This is a genomic window from Kitasatospora sp. NBC_00240 (assembly GCF_026342405.1).
GTDB lineage: Bacteria > Actinomycetota > Actinomycetes > Streptomycetales > Streptomycetaceae > Kitasatospora.
The window spans coordinates 1,967,827-1,985,872 of record NZ_JAPEMU010000001.1; the positions used below are offsets into that span (position 1 = coordinate 1,967,827).

Below are 18,046 nucleotides of genomic sequence, written 5' to 3' on the forward strand. Positions count from 1 at the left end.
CCACGGGCACCGCCCTACCGCGAGGGCGGCCCCTCCTGCAGCCGCCTCGCCGGCGAGAGCAGCTCGGGCAGCCGCAGCACCCGGCCGCCGGAGCCCGGCAGCGGCACGTGCAGCGGCTCCGTCCAGTGCGCCGGGATCGCGTCGAACCCGTAGCGGGCGCCCGCGAGGGCACCGGTCACGGCGGCGACCGTGTCGGTGTCCCCGCCCACGTCCACCGCCGCGCGCAGCGCGCCCGGGAAGGAGGAGGTGCTGCGCAGGGCCCGGAGGGCGGAGCCGAGGCAGGGCCGGACCGCGCCGTTGAACTCGGTCGCCAGGCCGGGGTGCCAGTGCGGGGCGAGCACGGTCGCGTACCGCTCGCGGTGCTCGCTGTCCACCAGCTCCAGGGTCTCCGGCAGGGCCCCGAGCGGGTCGGCGCCGGTCAGCGCCACCCGGACGAGTTCGTGCAGGACGGCGGTGCCCTCCCAAGCGGCGCGGTCGCCGTGGGTGAGAGCCGCGATCCGGCGCGCCGCGTCCATGCCGGCGGCCTGCCCCGCCGGCGCGAAGTACACGGCGGAGCCGGCCGCCCGCATCAGCGAACCGTTGCCCGCCGCGCGGAGGTTGACCTGGAAGTGCACCGCGGCGGCCTGGTCCCAGGGCATGCCGCTGGTGAGGACGTCCTCGGTCTGCAGGCCGATGTCCTTCGGGTCGTCGGCCGCCCAGCGGCGGAACCGGTCGAAGACGTCCGGCAGGTCGAGGCCCCCGCACTCCACCAGGGATTCGGCGAGATGCACGGCCATCTGCGTGTCGTCGGTGGCCTCGCCGGTGTCCCAGCCGCCGCCGCTGCGCATCGCGCCGGCTCCGGCCTCGGGCGGGAAGCGGGCGGAGAAGGCCCCGGCGGGCCCGAACTCGTAAGGGGCGCCCAGTGCGTCGCCGACCGCCGAGCCGACGACCGCTCCGGCCGCGCGCTGTGTCCGGTTCATTGCGGCAGGCTACCGGCCGCCGTCGGGGCAGCACCCGGCCCCGCCCCCGCTCCCGCGCGGGCGAGGCCCCGGAACGGCGTCGGGCCGCTCTAGAGTGGTGGCATGGCTCCTGACGAGGGGAGCGTACGGGTGGACAGCTGGGTCTGGTCCGTGCGGCTCACCAAGACGCGATCACTGGCGGCGGCCGCCTGCCGGGCCGGGCACGTGCGGGTGAACGGTGAGCGGGTGAAACCGGCGCACAGCGTCCGGGCGGGGGACGAGGTCCGGCTGCGCCAGGACGGGCGCGAGCGGGTCGTGGTGGTTTCGCAGGTGGTCCGCAAGCGGGTCGGGGCGCCGGTGGCGGCCGAGTGCTTCGTCGACAACAGCCCGCCGCCGCCTGCGGAGAGCGGGGCGCCGACGGGTGAACGTGACCGCGGCACCGGCCGGCCGACCAAGCGCGACCGGCGGGACATCGAGCAGCTGCGCGGCTGGTGACCGGCGCCGGCCTGCGCCCCGCCGGGGAGGCGGGGAGGCGGGGAGGCGAGCCGCTCAGGCGGGCACGCCCGCTTCGAGGACCTGGTCCAGGAAGCGGTCCACGTTGGTGACGATCCGGGCGATCTGCTCGTCCAGCGTGAGCGACTCCTCGGGCCGGCTGACCAGCGCCGACCTCTTGAGGCCGCGCAGGTAGAGCGAGCAGGCCAGGTCGGCGCACATGTAGGTGCCGACCGAGTTGCCCTGCCGGCCGGCCGCGCCGGCCCGCCGGGCGGTGAGCAGCGAGACGCCGGAGCCCGCGTGTGTGGCGATGCAGAACGAGCAGACGTTCGTCCTGGTCAGGCTCCGGCGGACGTTGGGCACCCGAAGCGTGACACCGACCGGCCGCCCGTCCCGCTCGGCGACCAGGTAGCTGCGGTCCGGTGCGCCCGGGTCGCGCCAGCCCAGGAAGTCCAGGGCGTCCCAGGGCAGTTCGGCCAGGCCCTTGGGGAGGTTGAGCCTGCGGGCCTCGCCCTTGGAGCAGTTGACGAAGGACGTGCGGATCTCGGTCTCGTCCAGCGGGTTCATGGTTCCGGAAACTAGCACGCGGACGAACCGCCGTCACCGGAATTTCCCCCCGGCCGGGGCCGTCCGCGGGCGCCCGGGGCGCCGGCCCGGGGACGCTCCCTGACCAGGTCCGGGACCAGATCAGGGACCAGATCAGGGACCAGGTTCGCAATCAGGCCCGGGACGGCCGGCGGGCGGTCCCGGAGCACCGCGGGCTCAGGCCTTGAAGGCCACGCCCGCGTACGCCGAGACCTGCTGCCAGCCCTCCGGCAGCTCGTCCCCGCCGGCGCGCCAGAGCGGCAGCTGCACCAGACCGGGCTCGACATGCTCGAAGTCGCCGAAGAAGCTCTCCACCCGGGCCCGCTCGCGCAGCACCAGCGGAGCGCTGGCCCGGCTGTAGATCCGGGTGCTGGCGTCCGCCGTCTGCTTCGGCACGAAGTCCGGGCTGGCGTGCGAGAGGATCAGCGCGCTGCCGGGGGCGAGCGCGTCGCGCAGGGTGGCGACGATCTCGTCGACCCCCTCCTCGTCCTGGACGAAGTGCAGGACGGCGACCAGCATCAGCGCCACCGGCTCGGCCAGGTCGATGGCCTGCTTCAGCCCGGGGTCCCCGAGGATCGCGGCCGGGTCCCGGAGGTCGGCCTGCAGCACCGTGGTGTGGCCGGCCCGGTGGCCCGCCAGCAGCGCCCGGGCGTGGGTGGCCACGATCGGGTCGTTGTCCACGTAGACCACCCGGGCGTCCGGGGCGACCCGGTGGGCCACCTCGGTGGTGGAGCCGACGGCCGGGATGCCGGTGCCGATGTCGAGGAACTGGCGGATGCCCCGGCCGGCGGCGAAGGTGACCGCCCGGCCGAGGAAGGCACGGTTGGTGCGGGCCGCCAGCGGCAGCGCCGGGTAGGCCGTGACGGCCGCCTCGGCCGCCCGGCGGTCCGCCTCGAAGTTGTCCTTGCCGCCCAGGTAGTAGTCGTACATCCGGGCCGGGTGCGGCACCTCGGTGTTCAGCTCGGTCGGGGGCTGCCAGTCCTCGGACCGCGCCCACTGCCAGCCGCCGCCCGCCGCCGAGCCCCCGGTGCCGGTGTCGTCCTGGGCCGGCTCACCGGAGCGGTCGCGCGCCGTGTCGCCCCCGGCCGCGCCCCGTGCCACGTCCTCGTTCATTCCGTACGCCCCCTAGCGATCCGAACCCCGTGCCGCCGCGATGCTATCCAATGTGAGGGAGCCCGCACACGGGGACGGCCCGGCCGCTCGAATCGCCCCGATAATCCGTCATACCTATGCTGGTGCCCGATGACTGCCGACCGACGCACGATGCTGCGCACCACCGCCGGACTCGCCGCCCTGACCGCCTTCGGCGGGACGCTGGCCGCGTGCGGGAGCGCCCACGCCACCCGCCGGTCGGATCCGTCCGACCTCACGGTGCGGGCCGACGGCCCGCCCTCGGCCGAACCGGTCGACCCTCCCCTGGACCCGGTGACCTCCGCCCGGCCCACCCCGCCGGAGCCGGCCGGGCCCGCCACGCCGGAGCCCGCGGTGCCCTCGCCGCCCGCACCGGCGCCGCTCGCGCCCGGCACCCCGGTGGAAGTGGTCAACGGCCCCCGGGACCGCCGGCAGGTCGCGCTCACCTTCCACGGCTCCGGCGACCCCCGGCTCGCCACCACGCTGCTGGAGGTCGCCGAGCAGCGCGGCGTACGGCTGACCGTGATGGTCGTCGGCAGCTGGCTCGACCAGCAGCCGCAGATGGCCCGACGGGTGCTGGACGGCGGCCACGAGCTCGGCAACCACACCCAGAACCACCAGAACATCACCGCGATGAGCCCCGACCAGGCGCACGCCGAGATCGCCGAGTGCGCCGAGCGGCTGCAGCGGCTGACCGGCTCGATCGGCCGCTGGTTCCGCCCCTCCGCCGCCCAGTACGCCTCCCCCATGGTGCGCGAGCAGGCCCGGCTGGTCGGGTACGAGCACGTGCTCTCCTTCGACGTGGACCCGCGCGACTACAACGACCCCAGCGCGGACACCCTGCAACGACGGGTGCTCACCGCCGTCCGGCCCGGTTCGGTGGTGGCGCTGCACATGGGGCACCCCTGCACGATCGAGGCGCTGCCCACCATCCTGGACGGACTGGGCAAGGCCGGCCTGAGTCCGGTGACGGCCAGCCAGCTCTGCGCGTAGCGGGCGTCGAGGCCGGTGCCCGGCAACGGCCTCCGCGCCCGGTGCCGGCATGCGATGCTCGGCCCATGCGCTACGTCATCATCGGGGCAGGGGCCGTCGGCGGCACGATCGGCGCCCGGCTGTTCGAGAGCGGTCACGAGGTCGTCCTGGTCGCCCGCGGGGCGCACCTGGCGGCGCTGCGGGCCGAGGGCCTGGCCTTCACCACCCCGGAGGGCACCCGGACCCTCGCCGTACCGGCCGTGGACGGACCCTCCGGCGTCGAACTGCGGCCCGGCGACGTCCTGGTGCTCGCCGTCAAGACCCAGGACACCGCGGCGGCCCTGGCCGCCTGGGCACCCCGGCCGGTCGAGGGCGGCGGCACCGCCGCCGAGCGGCTCCCGCTGGTCTGCGCGCAGAACGGGGTGGAGAACGAACGGCTCGCCCTGCGGCTGTTCCGGGACGTCCAGGCGATGTGCGTCTGGCTGCCCGCCACCCATCTGGAGCCCGGCCGGGTGAGCTGCCTCGGCGCCCCGCTGAGCGGGGTCCTGCGGCTGGGCCGCTACCCGGCCGGCGCCGACGCGACCACCCGGGCGATCGCGGCCGACCTGGAGAAGTCCCTGTTCGGGGCGCCGGTCAGCCCGGACGTGATGCGCTGGAAGTACGCCAAGCTGCTCGGGAACCTCTCCAACGCGCTCACCGCCGTGGCCGGCCCCGGGTCGGACGGCCCGCGCTCGACCCTCCTGCGGCAGGTCGTCGCCGAGGGCCGGGCCGTGCTGGCCGCCGCCGGCATCGGGCACGAGGACCCGCAGGAGCAGGCCCGGGCCAACGGGGAGCTGGTCCGCCAGGTGCCGCGGGAAGGCGGGCGGGCGACCGGCGGCTCGTCCTGGCAGAGCCTGGCCCGGGGCACCGGGTCGATCGAGACCGACTACCTGAGCGGCGAGATCGTCCTGCTCGCCCGCCTGCACGGGATCCCGGCGCCGGCCAACGAGGCCCTGCAGCGGCTCGCGGCGGAGTTCGCCCGCACCGGCCGCGCCGCCGGCAGCCTGACCGACGCCGAACTGGCGTCCCTGCTGGCCGACGCGACCGGCTGACGGCTGCTCACCGACCGGTCGGAAGCCTCCCGCCGGCGCTCAGGCGACCGGGTCGTCCGGGCCGTACGGGCGCAGCCGCAGCGTCCGGGCGTCCGACTCGCGGATCGCCTCGGCCCGGGTGACCAGCTCCTCCAGGTTGTCCCGCCCGACGTGGATGAACCGGCCGTGCAGCGCGTCGAACCGCCCGCGCGCCGCGTCGACCGTGACGGCCACCATGTACGGGATGCTCCCCCAGGTCTTCATGTCCTTGAACATGGGCATCCCGGCGGTCATGTCGGTCGCCACCGCCCCGGGGCTGATGTCCAGCACCACCACCCGGTGGGCCGCGAGCGAGTCGGCGATGTTGTCGGAGAGCTGCAGCAGCGCGCCCTTGGAGGTGGCGTACGCGCTGTAGTTGCCGTCCGGGCGCAGCGCGAAGCCGGAGTTGAGGTTGACCACCCGGCCGCGCCGCCGCTCGACCATGCCGGGCAGCACGCCGCGCAGCATGTTGAAGGGGCCGCGCAGGTTGGTCTCCACCACCTGCCACCACTGGGCGGGGTCGGCCTCCCAGACCGGCACCTCGGCGCGGTCGACCTGACCGGCGTTGTTGATCAGCAGGTCGACCGGCCCGAGGTCGCGCTCCACCACCCGCACAGCCTCACGGACCGCACCGAACCTGGTGACGTCCGCGGTCACCGCGACGCCCCGGGCGCCGTGCCGGGCGCACTCCTTGAGGGTGTCGATCAGGGTCTGCTGGGTGCGGCCGAGCAGCCCCACCGACATGCCCTCCGCCGCGAGGCCGACGGCGAGCTCCCGGCCGATGCCCCGGCCCGCCCCCGTGATCAGCGCGACCTGGCCCACCAGCGATCCCGTCGGCATCCCTGCTCCCTCCTCGGCGTCACCGCATTGTGCCGCCGCGGCCTTCGGCGCACCGCCAGCCACCCGGTCGGACGTGATCCATCTCATCCGATCGGCCCAGTGCCGGAGCGGGTGGCTCACGCCGCTGTTCGGGGTAGTACCGTCGTCGGGGCGGCGCACCGGGCCACAACACCCGGTGGGCGGCCCGCTGAACAGGACGCTGGGCACCCCAGCACCACCGAAGGGCAAGTGAGTGAGCGACATCGCGCGCGTCGGAGTGATCGGCTGCGGTCTCATGGGTTCGGGCATCGCCGAGGTGTTCGCCCGGGCCGGGCTGGAGGTCCTGGTCGCGGAGGCGAGCAACGAGGCTCTGGAGCTCGGCCGGACCAGGCTGACCAACTCCCTGGAGACGGCGGTCACCCGCGGCAAGCTGACCGTCGAGCAGCGCGACGACGCCCTCTCCCGGCTGGCGTTCACCACCGACCTGGCCGACTTCGCCGACCGCGACCTGGTGGTCGAGGCCGTCGCGGAGCGCGAGGACATCAAGGTCAAGATCTTCCAGACGCTGGACCAGGTGGTCGAGCGCCGGGACGCCATCCTCGCCTCCAACACCTCCTCGATCCCGATCGTGAAGCTGGCCGCCAGTACCTCGCGCCCGGAGCAGGTCATCGGCCTGCACTTCTTCAACCCGGCGCCGGTGCAGAAGCTGGTCGAGGTCATCCCCACCCTGACCACCTCCACCGAGACCACCGCCCGGGCCGAGGCCTTCGCCGTCCAGGTGCTCGGCAAGGAGCCGATCCGGGCCCGCGACCGGGCCGGCTTCGTGGTCAACGCCCTGCTGGTTCCGTACCTGCTCTCCGCGGTGCGGATGTTCGAGTCCGGCGTGGCCACCGCGTCCGACATCGACAAGGGCATGGAGGCCGGCTGCGCCCACCCGATGGGGCCGCTGCGCCTGTGCGACCTGATCGGCCTGGACACCATCGTCTCGATCGCCGAGTCGATGTACGACGAGTACAAGGAGCCGCTGTACGCCGCTCCCCCGCTGCTCTCCCGGATGGTCGACGCGGGCCTGCTCGGCCGCAAGTCCGGCCGCGGCTTCTACGACTACACCGCCAGCGCCTGACCTGCGATCCCGCTCCACCCCGCCTCCGGCGGGCCCGCGCGGACGCAAGCGGCCCGGCCGGACCTTCGAGGTCCGGCCGGGCCGCTTCGGCGTTCCGTCGACGGGCCGCCGGGGAGCGGGCGTGGAGATCGGCCGTGAATCGGCCCTGCGGGGGTGCGGGTGGTGCGCCTGCCGCCGACCCCGCGGGCGGCCTGACGAACGCACCGAGGGGCTACGGGACCTGTGCTCCCGAACGGCGGGAACGGTCCCGGACGGGGCGGCGGTCCTGAGGACTCCTGAACGGTCCTGGTGGGGCCTGCTCGGGCATGGTCGCGCGCCGGCCCCGGACATGGTGACGGGACCCGGGAGCGGTATCCGGCTCCCGAGCCCCTCGCTGCCACCCAATTGCTTGCGCCAGCACGTTTAAGAGCGGTGGATCATTCTCATAGCGTCGTGCTCTGCCTTTGAACTACCGTGCCATGGAGAGGCACAGACGGGACTTGAACCCGCATCCGATGCTTTTGGTCCACCCTCGGTCGATCTGGCGCTCGGCGGCGAATACTGAGACTTGAGCGAGAATCTGAGTCTGATCGGGGCTGCCTCTACCCTTGGGCCACCCCGGCGTGTCGTGCCGGGGGGAGGATTCGAACCTCCACCGCACCCCTTCTTCAGCTTCAACGTCAGTTTCAGCTTTGCGCTTTCGCGCACCCCTCGCGCTCAACGAGGGGGGTTCATGGGGGCTACCCGAACAGGTAGCCGAACACCGCTTCGCCGACCCGCTGGTCGGTGACCTCGGTGCCGTTGGCCTCCTCGCGGGCGAACTGCACGGCCTGGCGGAGCTTCTCCACCCGCTCGACCAGCTCGTTCACCCGGCGGGCCGGCAGGGCGCCGGAGAACTTCACGGTCGTCCAGTAACCGACCGGGATGTCCTCGTAGTAGACCTCGACCTGGGCCGGGTGCTTCTCGGTCGCCTCGGCCTTCACATGGTTGCGCGGGACCTTCTTGGTGCGGATGGTGCGCACCGGGTCGGTCTTCCAGGCGTCGGTGGAGGCGTCCAGGCTCCAGGCCTCGGAGGCGTCCAGCACCGGCAGCTTGCGGACGAAGGTGTGCAGGTCGGTGAGCTGCTTCTCCAGGAAGAGCAGGTACGTGACGGGCACGTCGGCCAGCAGCGTACGGCCCTCCAGCACGACGTCGGCGCGGGCCGAGCAGTTCGCCCAGTCCTTGGTCGCCGTGACGTCGAACAGCCGGGTGAGGGTGGTGGCGGTGGTCCGCAGGATGTCCTCGGCCTGGGCCTGCACCCGGGTCGACTCGGGCGGCAGCTGCTCGCCCTCCTCGTCCTTGGGCTGGTACGTCCGGGAGATCCCGGCCAGCAGAGCGGGCTTCTGCAGGCTCTGGTGAGCCTGCGTCAACTCTTGGAAGGACTTGGACTTGACGCCCTTTTCGACGGCGATGATCTGATTCAGCTTTGCCACGCTCAGGAAGCTACCAGTCGCGGCGTCGTTCTGTCGTTCGAATATCCGACCGCCTGCGGCGACCGGGCTCCCGCGCCGGGAACGACCGCGGGGGCGGCCCGTCCGGACCGCCCCCGCGTCACAGCCGTCGGGCTCAGCTGTTGATGGCGTAGCTGTCGCCGTAGACCTTCCACTTGAGCGGCGGGTTCAGGTCGAAGTTCTTGGCGTTGAGGAAGACCCGCTGCTCGGTGTCGACGCGGCTGGTGTCGGAGTGCGCCTCCTCGGTCTTCATGGCGGCCTTGCGGGCGTCCAGGAAGGCGTTGAGGTAGGTGGTCTCGTCGCCGCCCTGGGCGGGGGTCTTGGCCTTCTTCATGGCGGCCTTGCGGATGCCGCCGAAGCTGACCGAGTCGGTGCCGGGGCCGTGCATCACGATGGCGTCGTAGTAGGCGAACTGGCCCAGCGCGCGCAGGCCGTCGGCCTTGGCCTGGCTGACCGCGGGGGTGAAGTAGACGCGGTCGCGCTCGTCGTTCTGGGCGGCCTGGAAGACGGTGTCCTTGGCCGCGGTGGCCCAGTCCTTCTCGAAGGCGGTGCCGAGGCCGGTGTGCGACTCGGTGCCGTTGACCTTCTTCAGGGCGGGGAGGTACTTGGCCAGGACGTTGCCCGGCTTGATGTCGGTGTAGTGCTGGACCAGGTCGAGCATGTCGCCGGTGCCGGAGCAGAAGCCGATGATGCCCGCGGTGTAGCCGCGGCCATCACCGATGTCCTCGATGTACTTGTACTGTGCCTTCCAGTCCAGCGAGGAGTTCTCCGCGCTGGACACCAGCTGCATGGCGATGTCCTTCTTGTGCGCGTCGTCGAGGCCGACCGCGGCGGCGGACACGACGGTGGCCGTGGCGGCCGCGTGGCTGACGCTCGCGGCGGCGATGCTGGCCGGCGCGGCGACCAGGATCGCGGCGAGGGCTATCCGAACGGTCCGGTTCTGGGGCTTCATGTGACGCTCCGTCTTCTGTCTGCGCCGTCGGAGGTACCGGCGCACCGGGGGGAGATGGAGGCGCGGGCATGGGGGTGCCCGACTGCTCTCGTTAGGAAACTTTCCTAACTGATTCAAGCGCTCATCTCCCCCGCACCGCAAGGGCCTTGCGGAGAACTTCTGTGCGCAACCCCGGCGCCGGACCGGCCCCTCACGCCCGCGGCCACAGGAAAGCGCAGCTCAGGACAGCCAGGAGGGGTGGCGGGCGGCCGGGCGGCCGACCTCCGCCATCGAGACCCCTTCTCATCATGGCGTGAACCTGCCAGATGCCGCCCGGCGCATGCGAAAGGCCCCGCCCCCGGACCGCGAACGGTCCGGGGGCGGGGCCCCTGCCAGCAGTTGCCTCAGACTCCGCGCAGTGCGGCTCCCGTACGGGCCACGGCCTCGGCGACCGCCGCCTCACGGGCCGCCGTCGCCTCGTCGGCGGTCAGCGTCCGGTCGGTGGCCCGGAAGCGCAGCGCGTACGCGAGCGACTTCTTGCCCTCGCCGACCTGCTCGCCGGTGAAGACGTCGAACAGCCGAATGGCCTCCAGCAGCTCGCCCGCGCCGGCCCGCAGCGCGGCCTCGACCTCGGCGGCCGGCACGGCGGAGTCGACGATCAGGGCGACGTCCTGGGTGGCCACCGGGTAGGCGGACACCGTCGGGCCGGTGACCCGCTCGGCGCCGTCGGCGGTCAGCAGGTCGAGGTCGATCTGCATCGCGCTGGTGCGGTCCGGCAGGCCGAGCGCCTTGACCACCCGCGGGTGCAGCTCACCCGCGTGGCCGACCACCCGGTCGGTGCCCGCGACCAGCAGCTCGGCGCAGCGGCCCGGGTGCCAGGGCATCAGCTGGCCCTGGCGGACGGTCAGCTCGACGCCGGCGGCGCGGGCCACCGTACGGGCCGCCTCGACGGCGTCCGCCCAGCCGGCCTGCGCACCCTTGCCCCACCAGCCGTGGGGCAGCCGCTCGCCGGCCAGCGCGACGGCGACCCGGCGCGGCTGGTCGGGCAGGGCGGCGTTCAGCTCGGCGAGCTCCGCCGCGGTCGGGCGGCGGTCCACGGCCGGGCGCGGCGCGACCGACAGCTCGTCCTTCGGCAGGAAGACGGTGCCCGTCTCGAAGATCGCCAGGTCGGTGTTGCCGCGGCCGACGTTGCGGCGCAGCGCCCCGAGCAGGCCCGGCAGCAGCGTGGTGCGCAGCGCCGGCTCCTCCTCGTTGAGCGGGTTGACCAGCTTCACCGTACGGCGGCGGCGGTCGTCCTTCTCCAGGCCGAGCGCGTCGAAGGCGGCCTCGCCGACGAACGGGTAGTTGTTGACCTCGACGTAGCCGGCGGCGGCGAGCGCGACGCCGACCCGGCGGTGCATCCGCTGGGCCTCGGTCAGGCCCTTGCCCGGCGGCACGGTGGGCATCCGGGCGGGGACGTTGTCGTACCCCTCCAGGCGGATGACCTCCTCGGCGAGGTCGTACGGGTCGGTGAGGTCGGGGCGCCAGGTCGGCGGGGTGACCTCCAGGACGTCGGCGCCCGCGACGGAGCAGCCCACCTCCTGCAGGCGCCGGGCGACCGTCTCACGGCCGTACACGGTGCCGGCGACCCGGTCGGGCAGGTCCGCCGGGATGGTGATGGTGCGCAGCGGGTGCGGGGCCGCGATGTCGGTGACCCCGGCCTCGGCGGTGCCCCCGGCGATCAGGACCAGCAGGTCCACGGCGCGCTGGGCGGCGGCGCGGGCGGCCTCCGGGTCGACGCCGCGCTCGAAGCGCTTGGACGCCTCGGAGGGCAGCTTGTGGCGCTTGGCGGTGCGGGCGACCGAGACGGAGTCGAAGTGCGCCGCCTCGATGATCACCTCGGTGGAGCCGCTGGACTCGCCGGTCTCCGGGTCCAGGACGGCGTCGAGGATCTCGGTGCTGGCCCCGCCCATGACACCGGCCAGGCCGATCGGGCCGGAGTTGTCGCAGATCAGCAGGTCCTCGGCGGACAGCTTGCGCTTGACGCCGTCGAGAGTGGTGAGGATCTCGCCCTCCTGCGCCCGGCGGACCTGGATCGGGCCGTCGACGCGGCCCCGGTCGTAGGCGTGCAGGGGCTGGCCGACCTCCAGCATCACGTAGTTCGTGATGTCGACGGTCAGCGAGATCGGGCGGATGCCGGCCTTCTGCAGACGGCGCTGCAGCCAGATCGGCGACTTGGCCCCCGGGTCGATGCCGACGACCGTGCGGGCGACGAAACGGTCGCAGCCCACCGGGTCGGCGACCTTCACCAGGTAGCCGTAGCTGTTGGCCGGCGGCACGTCCAGCAGCGCCGGGTCGGCGAGCGGCAGACCGTACGCGGCGGCGGCCTCGCGGGCGACACCGCGCATCGAGAGGCAGTAGCCGCGGTCGGGGGTGACCGCGATGTCCAGCACCTCGTCGACCAGCTGGAGCAGCTCGATCGCGTCGGTGCCGGGCTCGTACTCCGGCGGGAGCACGATGATGCCGTTGTGGTCGTCGCCCATGCCGAGCTCGCGGGCGGAGCAGATCATGCCGGCCGAGGTGTGGCCGTAGGTCTGCCGCGCGGCGATCGGGAAGGGACCGGGCAGCACGGCGCCCGGCAGCACGACGACGACCTTGTCGCCGACGGCGAAGTTGGTCGCGCCGCAGACGATCTCCTGCGGCTCGCCGGTGCCGTTGGCGTCGCCGACGTTGACGAAGCAGTGCCGGATCGGCTTCTTGAAGCCGGAGAGCTCCTCGATGGACAGCACCTGGCCGACCACCAGCGGGCCCTTGAGGTCGCCGTTGAGCTGCTCGACGGTCTCGACCTCGAGGCCGGCGCGGACCAGCCGGGCCGCCACGTCGCGGCCGGTCTCGCCCGCCGGCAGGTCGACGTACTCACGCAGCCAGGAAAGCGGGACGCGCATCAGATCTCCATCCCGAACGGGAGGGTGAAGCGCACGTCACCCTCGACCATGTCGCGCATGTCGGCGACGCTGTGGCGGTTCATCAGGATTCGCTCCAGACCGAGGCCGAAGGCGAACCCGCTGTAGCGGTTCGGGTCGACACCGGCGGCGATCAGGACGCGCGGGTTGACCACGCCGCAGCCGCCGAGCTCGATCCAGCCCTCGGAGGAGCAGGTGCGGCAGGGGCGGTCCGGGTTGCCGATGCTCTCGCCCCGGCAGACGAAGCACTGCAGGTCGATCTCGGCGCTCGGCTCGGTGAACGGGAAGTACGAGGGCCGCCAGCGCAGCTCCAGGCCGTCGCCGATGAGCTTGGCGACCAGCAGTTCGATGGTGCCCTTGAGGTCGGCGAAGGTGATCCCCTCGTCCACCGCCAGGCCCTCCAGCTGCCGGAACACCGGGGTGTGGGTGGCGTCCAGCTCGTCCGTCCGGTAGACCCGGCCGGGGCAGATCACGTAGACCGGGGGCTCGCGGTCGAGCATGCTGCGGATCTGGACCGGGGAGGTCTGGGTGCGCAGCACCACGCCGGAGTCGGCGGAGCCGTCCGGGGCCTGGACGAAGAAGGTGTCCTGCATCGACCGGGCGGGGTGGTCCGGGCCCAGGTTGAGGGCGTCGAAGTTGAGCCACTCCGCCTCGACCTCGGGGCCCTCGGCGACCTCGTAGCCCATCGCGACGAAGGTGTCCTCGATGCGCTCCGCGAGGGTGGTGAGCGGGTGCCGGGCGCCGCGCGGGGCACGGTCGAACGGCAGGGTGACGTCCACCGCCTCCTCGACCAGCACGCGGGCGTCGCGCTCCGCCTCCAGCTCGGTCTGCCGCCGGGCCAGGGCCTGGTTGACAGCGCCCCGGGCCTGGCCGATCAGCTTGCCCGCCGCCGCCTTGGCGTGCGGCGGGAGGGCGCCGATCTCGCGGTTGGCGAGGGACAGTGCGGAGCGGTCGCCGGTGTGGGCGACCTTGGCCTGCTTGAGCTCGTCGAGGGAGCCGGCCGCGGCGAAGGCCGCGAGGGCCTCGTCCCTGGCGTGCTCGACCTCTTCGGGCTTGAGTGCCTCGACCTCTACCGGGTCGTACGACTTATTGGGTGCCGACATCTCTATCTTTCCCGTGCTCCTGCTCGTCCGTGCTCAGGTAAAGGTGGCTGGTTCCGCCTCTGCGGTACGCCCGACGTGGCCGGGGCACGGGCAGCCGCTCCCCGCAGGTGGAGGGTGGGTGTCCGCGGCTCGGCCGCGCCGGGCGTCCCATACGACGCCAAGGGTCGAGTGTAGTCGGCCCCCTGATGGGCTCGGCTCGCCTCCGGGGCGCTTCTCGTCCGGTGCCGACGGTCGGCGGGCACTGCGATCCCCCCTACGTCGGGATCTTGGCCCTTCTCCCTTTCGGCACCGGCGCGCCCCTTCGGCTCGCTCGCGGTGCCGGGGGTGCGGGAGGGTTCGAAAATGGCGGGGTGGGAGGCGGCCCTGGATGGGATGGCCCGGCGGGGGGCTTCGGGGCGCCCGCCGGCGGGGCCCCGGGGCTCGGTCAGAGCATGAAGTCGGGGATGCCGGCGGGCAGGATAAATCGGAACCGGGCGCCGCCGCCGGGCGCGCGGTCGACCCGGATCGAGCCGCCGTGGGCCTCGACGATGCCCTTGACGATGTAGAGGCCGAGGCCGGTGCCGCCGCGCTTACTGCCGCGCCAGAAGCGGGTGAAGACGCGCGGCATCGACTCCTCGGGGATGCCTCCGCCTTCGTCGCTCACGGTGACCGCTGTGCCTTCCAGGACTCGGGGTGGGGTGCCGGGGCGCTCCCAGACGGGTGCCTCGACGACCTCCTTGGCCGGTGCCACCTCGATCGTGACAGTTCCCTCGCCGTGCCGCACGGCATTTTCCAGCAGGTTGCCCAGGACCTGGTCGACCTTGTCGGGGTCGGCCCAGAGCTGGGTGAGCGGCTCGGTGATCCGGATGTCGAAGCGCTCCTCCGGGATACCGGCCGCGACCTTGCCGTCCACGTGCCGGCGCACGGCCGCCGCGAGGTCGACCACCTGCTTGCGGACCTCCAGCCGACCGGCGTCGATCCGGGAGATGTCCAGCAGTTCGGCGATCAGCCGGGTGACCCGGTCGGCGTCCGCGTCCACCGTCTCCAGCATCAGGCGCTTCTGGCCGTCGGTGAACCGCTCCCACTTGGCCAGCAGGGTCGCGGTGAACCCCTTGACGCTGGTGAGCGGGGAGCGCAGCTCGTGCGCGACGGTGGCGATCAGCTCGGCGTGGCTGCGCTCGGTGCGGCGGCGTTCCTCGGTGCCGCGCAGCGCGATCACCACCCGCAGCAGCGGCCCGCACGGGTGCTCCCGCACGTACCGGGCGGAGACCAGCACCTCACGGCCGCCGGGCAGCAGCAGGTTGCGTTCGGGCTGGCCGGTGCGGGTGGCCAGCCCGCCGTACGGGTCGGTGAGCTGCCACCAGCGGCGCCCGTCGAGGTCCTCCAGCGGGAGCGCGGCCGCCAGCGGGCTGCCGAGGGCGGCGCCCGGGGCGATGCCGGTGAGGCGGGTGGCGGCGCTGTTGAAGCACTCCACCCGGCCGTCGGCGCCCGCGATCACCAGCCCGTCGGGCAGGTCGTCCGGATCGAGCTCTGCCCCGCTGCCGGCCATGGGTGTCCTCCCCGATTACCCACCGTGTACTTCCCCCCACCGGAGTGACCCTAGCGTCCCTACCCCTGTGCGCGACACCCTCCGGGCGAGCGCTGGGCCCGGGCGGAGGCATAGAGGCAGACGGCGGCGGCCGTGGCGAGGTTGAGGCTCTCGGCGTGCCCGTGGATGGGCACGCGCACCACCTCGTCGGTGAGCGCGCGGGTCTCCTCCGGCAGACCCCAGGCCTCGTTGCCGAACACCCATGCGCCGGGCGCGCCCAGGGTGCCCTCGTCGAGCTCCTGGTCGAGGTCGCGCTCCCCCGCGCCGTCGGCGGCGAGCACCCGCACGCCGGCCTCGCGGAGCCGTGCGACGGCCTCCTCGACCGGGACGCCGACGGCGACCGGGAGGTGGAAGAGGCTGCCGACCGAGGCCCGGACGGCCTTGGGGTTGTACAGGTCCACGGAGGCGTCGGTGAGCACCACCGCGTCCGCGCCGGCCGCGTCGGCGGTCCGCAGCACGGTGCCGGCGTTGCCGGGGTCGCGGACGTGGGCCAGCACGGCGACCAGCCGGGGCCGGGCACGCAGCACGTCCTCGAAGGGGGTGTCGATGAAGCGGCAGAGCGCGACGATGCCCTGCGGGGTGACGGTGTCGCAGATCTCGGCGATCACTTCGTCGGTCGCGGTGAGCAGCGGGAGTCCTTCGGCGCGGGCGGCGTCGACGATGTCGGCGTGCCGGTCCGCGGCCTCCTGGGTGAGGTAGATCTCGACCACCGCATGCTCGGACGTGCCCGGCAGCTGCCCGTACGCGACGGCCTCGCGGACGGCCTGCGGGCCCTCGGCGAGGAAGCGGCGCTCCTTGGTGCGCTGGTTGCGCTTGGCCAGCCGGCGGGCGGCGACGACGCGGGGCGAGCGCAAGGAGGTCAGCAGGGGGATGTCGGTGCTCTGCATGGTCTCGTCTCCGGGCAGGGGTTGCCGTGGGAGGCGCGCGCCGGGCGGGCGGGCGCCGTCGGATGCGGTCGGACGCCCCTTCGGCGGCCCGGTCTGCGGGCGGGGGTCGCCCGCCCGCGGGCAGCGCCGGGCCCCGGTGCGGCCTCGGGTGAATGCGAATCGGACCCGCAGGAGCGTGCCTGCGGGTCCGATCGGTGAGCTACGCGGTGCCGGGGCACCTGATCCGGGAGGATCAGGCGGCGTCGGCGGCGGCCCGGGGGGCGTTGACGTCGGTCGGCAGCGCCTTCTGGGCCACCTCGACGAGCGACGCGAAGACGGCCGGGTCGTTGACGGCCAGGTCGGCCAGCATCTTGCGGTCGATCTCGACGTTGGCAGCCTTCAGACCCTGCACGAAGCGGTTGTAGGTGATGCCGTTGGCACGAGCCGCAGCGTTGATGCGCTGGATCCAGAGCTGACGGAAGTCGCCCTTGCGCTTCTTGCGGTCGTTGTAGTTGTAAACGAGCGAGTGGGTGACCTGCTCCTTGGCCTTGCGGTACAGGCGCGACCGCTGGCCGCGGTAACCGCTGGCCCGCTCGAGGATGACCCGGCGCTTCTTGTGGGCGTTTACTGCCCGCTTGACGCGTGCCACTTCATTACTCCTTGGGTTGGACCACGGACTACTTCACGTGGTCCGTCATTCGAATGGGTCGGGAAGGATCAGCCGGTCCCACGGCGTGGCCGTGGGAAGGGGATCACTTGCCGAGAAGCTTCTTGACCTTCTTGACATCGGCCGGAGCCACCACGACCGTCCCGGCGAGCTTGCGGGTCAGGGTCGAGGGCTTGTGCTCGAGCAGGTGGCGACGGCCGGCACGCTCGCGCAGCACCTTCCCGGAGCCGCTGATCTTGAAGCGCTTGCTGGCGCCGCTGTGCGTCTTTTGCTTCGGCATGTCGCCGTCTCTCCTCGTCGGTCCCGTTCCTGCCCGCGCGGTGGTGCCGCGCGGGCAGGGACTGGATTGATCTGTGGTGGCCGGGCGGGTGCCCCGCCACCTTGGTGACCGGTCCTCCCGGACGGTCCCGAGCCCTGGGGCTCAGGCGTCCTGGGAGACCTCGGTCGGCTGCTCGACCTCGGCGTCGGTCTCGTCCGCGTCCTCGGCGTCGTCGGCCTCGTCGGCCTCCGCCTCGGCTGCGGCGTTCTCGGCCTCAAGCGCTGCGTCGTCGTCCGCGGCGGCGTCGGGGCCGGTGTTGCGGCCCTGACGCTCGGCCTTACGGGCGTCCGCGATCGCGCGGGCCTCGGCCATCGCCTCGGTCTTCTTCTTGTGCGGGCCAAGCACCATGATCATGTTACGGCCGTCCTGCTTGGCCGAGGACTCCACGAAGCCCAGGTCCTGGACGTCGTTCGCCAGCCGCTGCAGCAGTCGGAAGCCCAGCTCGGGGCGCGACTGCTCACGACCGCGGAACATGATCGTGATCTTGACCTTGTCGCCCTGCTTGAGGAACCGAACGACGTGACCCTTCTTGGTGTCATAGTCGTGCGGGTCGATCTTCGGCCGGAGCTTCATCTCCTTGATGACCGTGTGCGCCTGGTTCTTGCGCGCCTCACGGGCCTTCATGGCCGACTCGTACTTGAACTTGCCGTAGTCCATGAGCTTGCACACCGGCGGCCGGGCGGTCGCCGCGACCTCGACGAGGTCGAGGTCGTACTCCTGCGCAAGCTCCAGCGCCTTGGCAAGCGGCACGATGCCGACCTGCTCGCCGCTGGGACCGACGAGTCGCACCTCGGGGACGCGAATCCGGTCGTTGATGCGGGGCTCGGTGCTGATGGGGCCTCCTCGGTTGCACCTTTTCCGATGCGGCCGTCGGACGGCGGTCGCACGTAGTGAACTCGACCACTGGGCGGGGCTTCATTCGTGCTGCGCTGCCCACTTGCTGGTTGGCTGCACGCACCGCGACACGAAAAAAGCCCCGCTCGGTGCAAGCGGGGCTCCACACATCCGGGGGC

General features: G+C 72.9%; 17 protein-coding genes. 4 read left to right on the top strand and 13 right to left on the bottom strand.

Annotation, left to right across the window (positions count from 1 at the left end):
• Positions 1 to 14: 14 nt before the first annotated feature.
• Positions 15 to 959: an ADP-ribosylglycohydrolase family protein gene (locus OG689_RS08240; protein WP_266319006.1), complete on the bottom strand. Its 945-nt coding sequence runs from the start codon at positions 957 to 959 to the stop codon at positions 15 to 17.
• Positions 960 to 1,061: 102 nt separating this feature from the next.
• On the opposite strand from OG689_RS08240, the gene OG689_RS08245 reads away from it, so the two are divergent.
• Entirely contained in the window at positions 1,062 to 1,433 is a 372-nt protein-coding gene (locus OG689_RS08245; RefSeq protein WP_266319008.1) for an RNA-binding S4 domain-containing protein, read from the top strand.
• A gap of 54 nt (positions 1,434 to 1,487) precedes the next feature.
• On the opposite strand, the gene OG689_RS08250 is transcribed toward OG689_RS08245, so the two are convergent.
• Together OG689_RS08250 and OG689_RS08255 are read right to left on the bottom strand one after the other, a co-directional pair.
• Positions 1,488 to 1,997 carry an FBP domain-containing protein gene (locus OG689_RS08250; protein WP_266319009.1) on the bottom strand — a complete coding sequence of 170 codons (510 nt, stop codon included), beginning with the start codon at positions 1,995 to 1,997 and terminating at the stop codon, positions 1,488 to 1,490.
• 195 nt (positions 1,998 to 2,192) lie between these two features.
• Positions 2,193 to 3,128, bottom strand: coding sequence for an SAM-dependent methyltransferase (locus OG689_RS08255; RefSeq protein ID WP_266319010.1), 936 nt, complete (start codon positions 3,126 to 3,128; stop codon positions 2,193 to 2,195).
• A gap of 129 nt (positions 3,129 to 3,257) precedes the next feature.
• Here OG689_RS08255 and OG689_RS08260 point away from each other — a divergent pair, with 129 nt between their 5' ends.
• Both OG689_RS08260 and OG689_RS08265 read left to right on the top strand, forming a co-directional pair.
• A complete protein-coding gene (locus OG689_RS08260) occupies positions 3,258 to 4,139 on the top strand; it encodes a polysaccharide deacetylase family protein (protein WP_266319011.1) in 882 nt (293 codons plus the stop codon).
• Between the two features lie 65 nt (positions 4,140 to 4,204).
• Positions 4,205 to 5,209, top strand: coding sequence for a 2-dehydropantoate 2-reductase N-terminal domain-containing protein (locus OG689_RS08265; protein WP_266319013.1), 1,005 nt, complete (start codon positions 4,205 to 4,207; stop codon positions 5,207 to 5,209).
• Positions 5,210 to 5,248: 39 nt separating this feature from the next.
• Here OG689_RS08265 and OG689_RS08270 read toward each other — a convergent pair whose 3' ends face one another.
• Positions 5,249 to 6,067, bottom strand: coding sequence for an SDR family oxidoreductase (locus tag OG689_RS08270; protein WP_266319015.1), 819 nt, complete (start codon positions 6,065 to 6,067; stop codon positions 5,249 to 5,251).
• Positions 6,068 to 6,299: 232 nt separating this feature from the next.
• Here OG689_RS08270 and OG689_RS08275 point away from each other — a divergent pair, with 232 nt between their 5' ends.
• Positions 6,300 to 7,169: a 3-hydroxybutyryl-CoA dehydrogenase gene (locus OG689_RS08275; RefSeq protein WP_266319017.1), complete on the top strand. Its 870-nt coding sequence runs from the start codon at positions 6,300 to 6,302 to the stop codon at positions 7,167 to 7,169.
• A 719-nt stretch (positions 7,170 to 7,888) separates the two neighbouring features.
• On the opposite strand, the gene OG689_RS08280 is transcribed toward OG689_RS08275, so the two are convergent.
• The 9 genes from OG689_RS08280 to infC form a co-directional block, all read right to left on the bottom strand.
• Positions 7,889 to 8,620, bottom strand: coding sequence for a hypothetical protein (locus tag OG689_RS08280; RefSeq protein ID WP_190212522.1), 732 nt, complete (start codon positions 8,618 to 8,620; stop codon positions 7,889 to 7,891).
• A gap of 133 nt (positions 8,621 to 8,753) precedes the next feature.
• Complete coding sequence (locus OG689_RS08285) at positions 8,754 to 9,590, bottom strand: chitosanase (RefSeq protein WP_266319018.1); 837 nt, start codon at positions 9,588 to 9,590, stop codon at positions 8,754 to 8,756.
• 383 nt (positions 9,591 to 9,973) lie between these two features.
• A complete protein-coding gene (gene pheT / locus OG689_RS08290) occupies positions 9,974 to 12,493 on the bottom strand; it encodes a phenylalanine--tRNA ligase subunit beta (protein WP_266319020.1) in 2,520 nt (839 codons plus the stop codon).
• Positions 12,493 to 13,614: a phenylalanine--tRNA ligase subunit alpha gene (gene pheS, locus OG689_RS08295; protein WP_266319021.1), complete on the bottom strand. Its 1,122-nt coding sequence runs from the start codon at positions 13,612 to 13,614 to the stop codon at positions 12,493 to 12,495. Before pheS ends, pheT begins: the two co-directional genes overlap by 1 nt.
• 424 nt (positions 13,615 to 14,038) lie before the next feature.
• Entirely contained in the window at positions 14,039 to 15,142 is a 1,104-nt protein-coding gene (locus tag OG689_RS08300; RefSeq protein WP_266319023.1) for a PAS domain-containing sensor histidine kinase, read from the bottom strand.
• A gap of 59 nt (positions 15,143 to 15,201) precedes the next feature.
• Positions 15,202 to 16,068, bottom strand: a complete 867-nt coding sequence (locus OG689_RS08305; RefSeq protein ID WP_266319024.1) for an RNA methyltransferase — start codon at positions 16,066 to 16,068, stop codon at positions 15,202 to 15,204.
• Between the two features lie 232 nt (positions 16,069 to 16,300).
• On the bottom strand, positions 16,301 to 16,696 hold the full coding sequence (rplT, locus tag OG689_RS08310) for a 50S ribosomal protein L20 (protein ID WP_073921538.1): 396 nt from the start codon (positions 16,694 to 16,696) through the stop codon (positions 16,301 to 16,303).
• 103 nt (positions 16,697 to 16,799) lie between these two features.
• A complete protein-coding gene (gene rpmI, locus OG689_RS08315) occupies positions 16,800 to 16,994 on the bottom strand; it encodes a 50S ribosomal protein L35 (protein ID WP_266319025.1) in 195 nt (64 codons plus the stop codon).
• Positions 16,995 to 17,135: 141 nt separating this feature from the next.
• Entirely contained in the window at positions 17,136 to 17,867 is a 732-nt protein-coding gene (infC, locus tag OG689_RS08320; protein WP_190212543.1) for a translation initiation factor IF-3, read from the bottom strand.
• Positions 17,868 to 18,046: the final 179 nt, after the last annotated feature.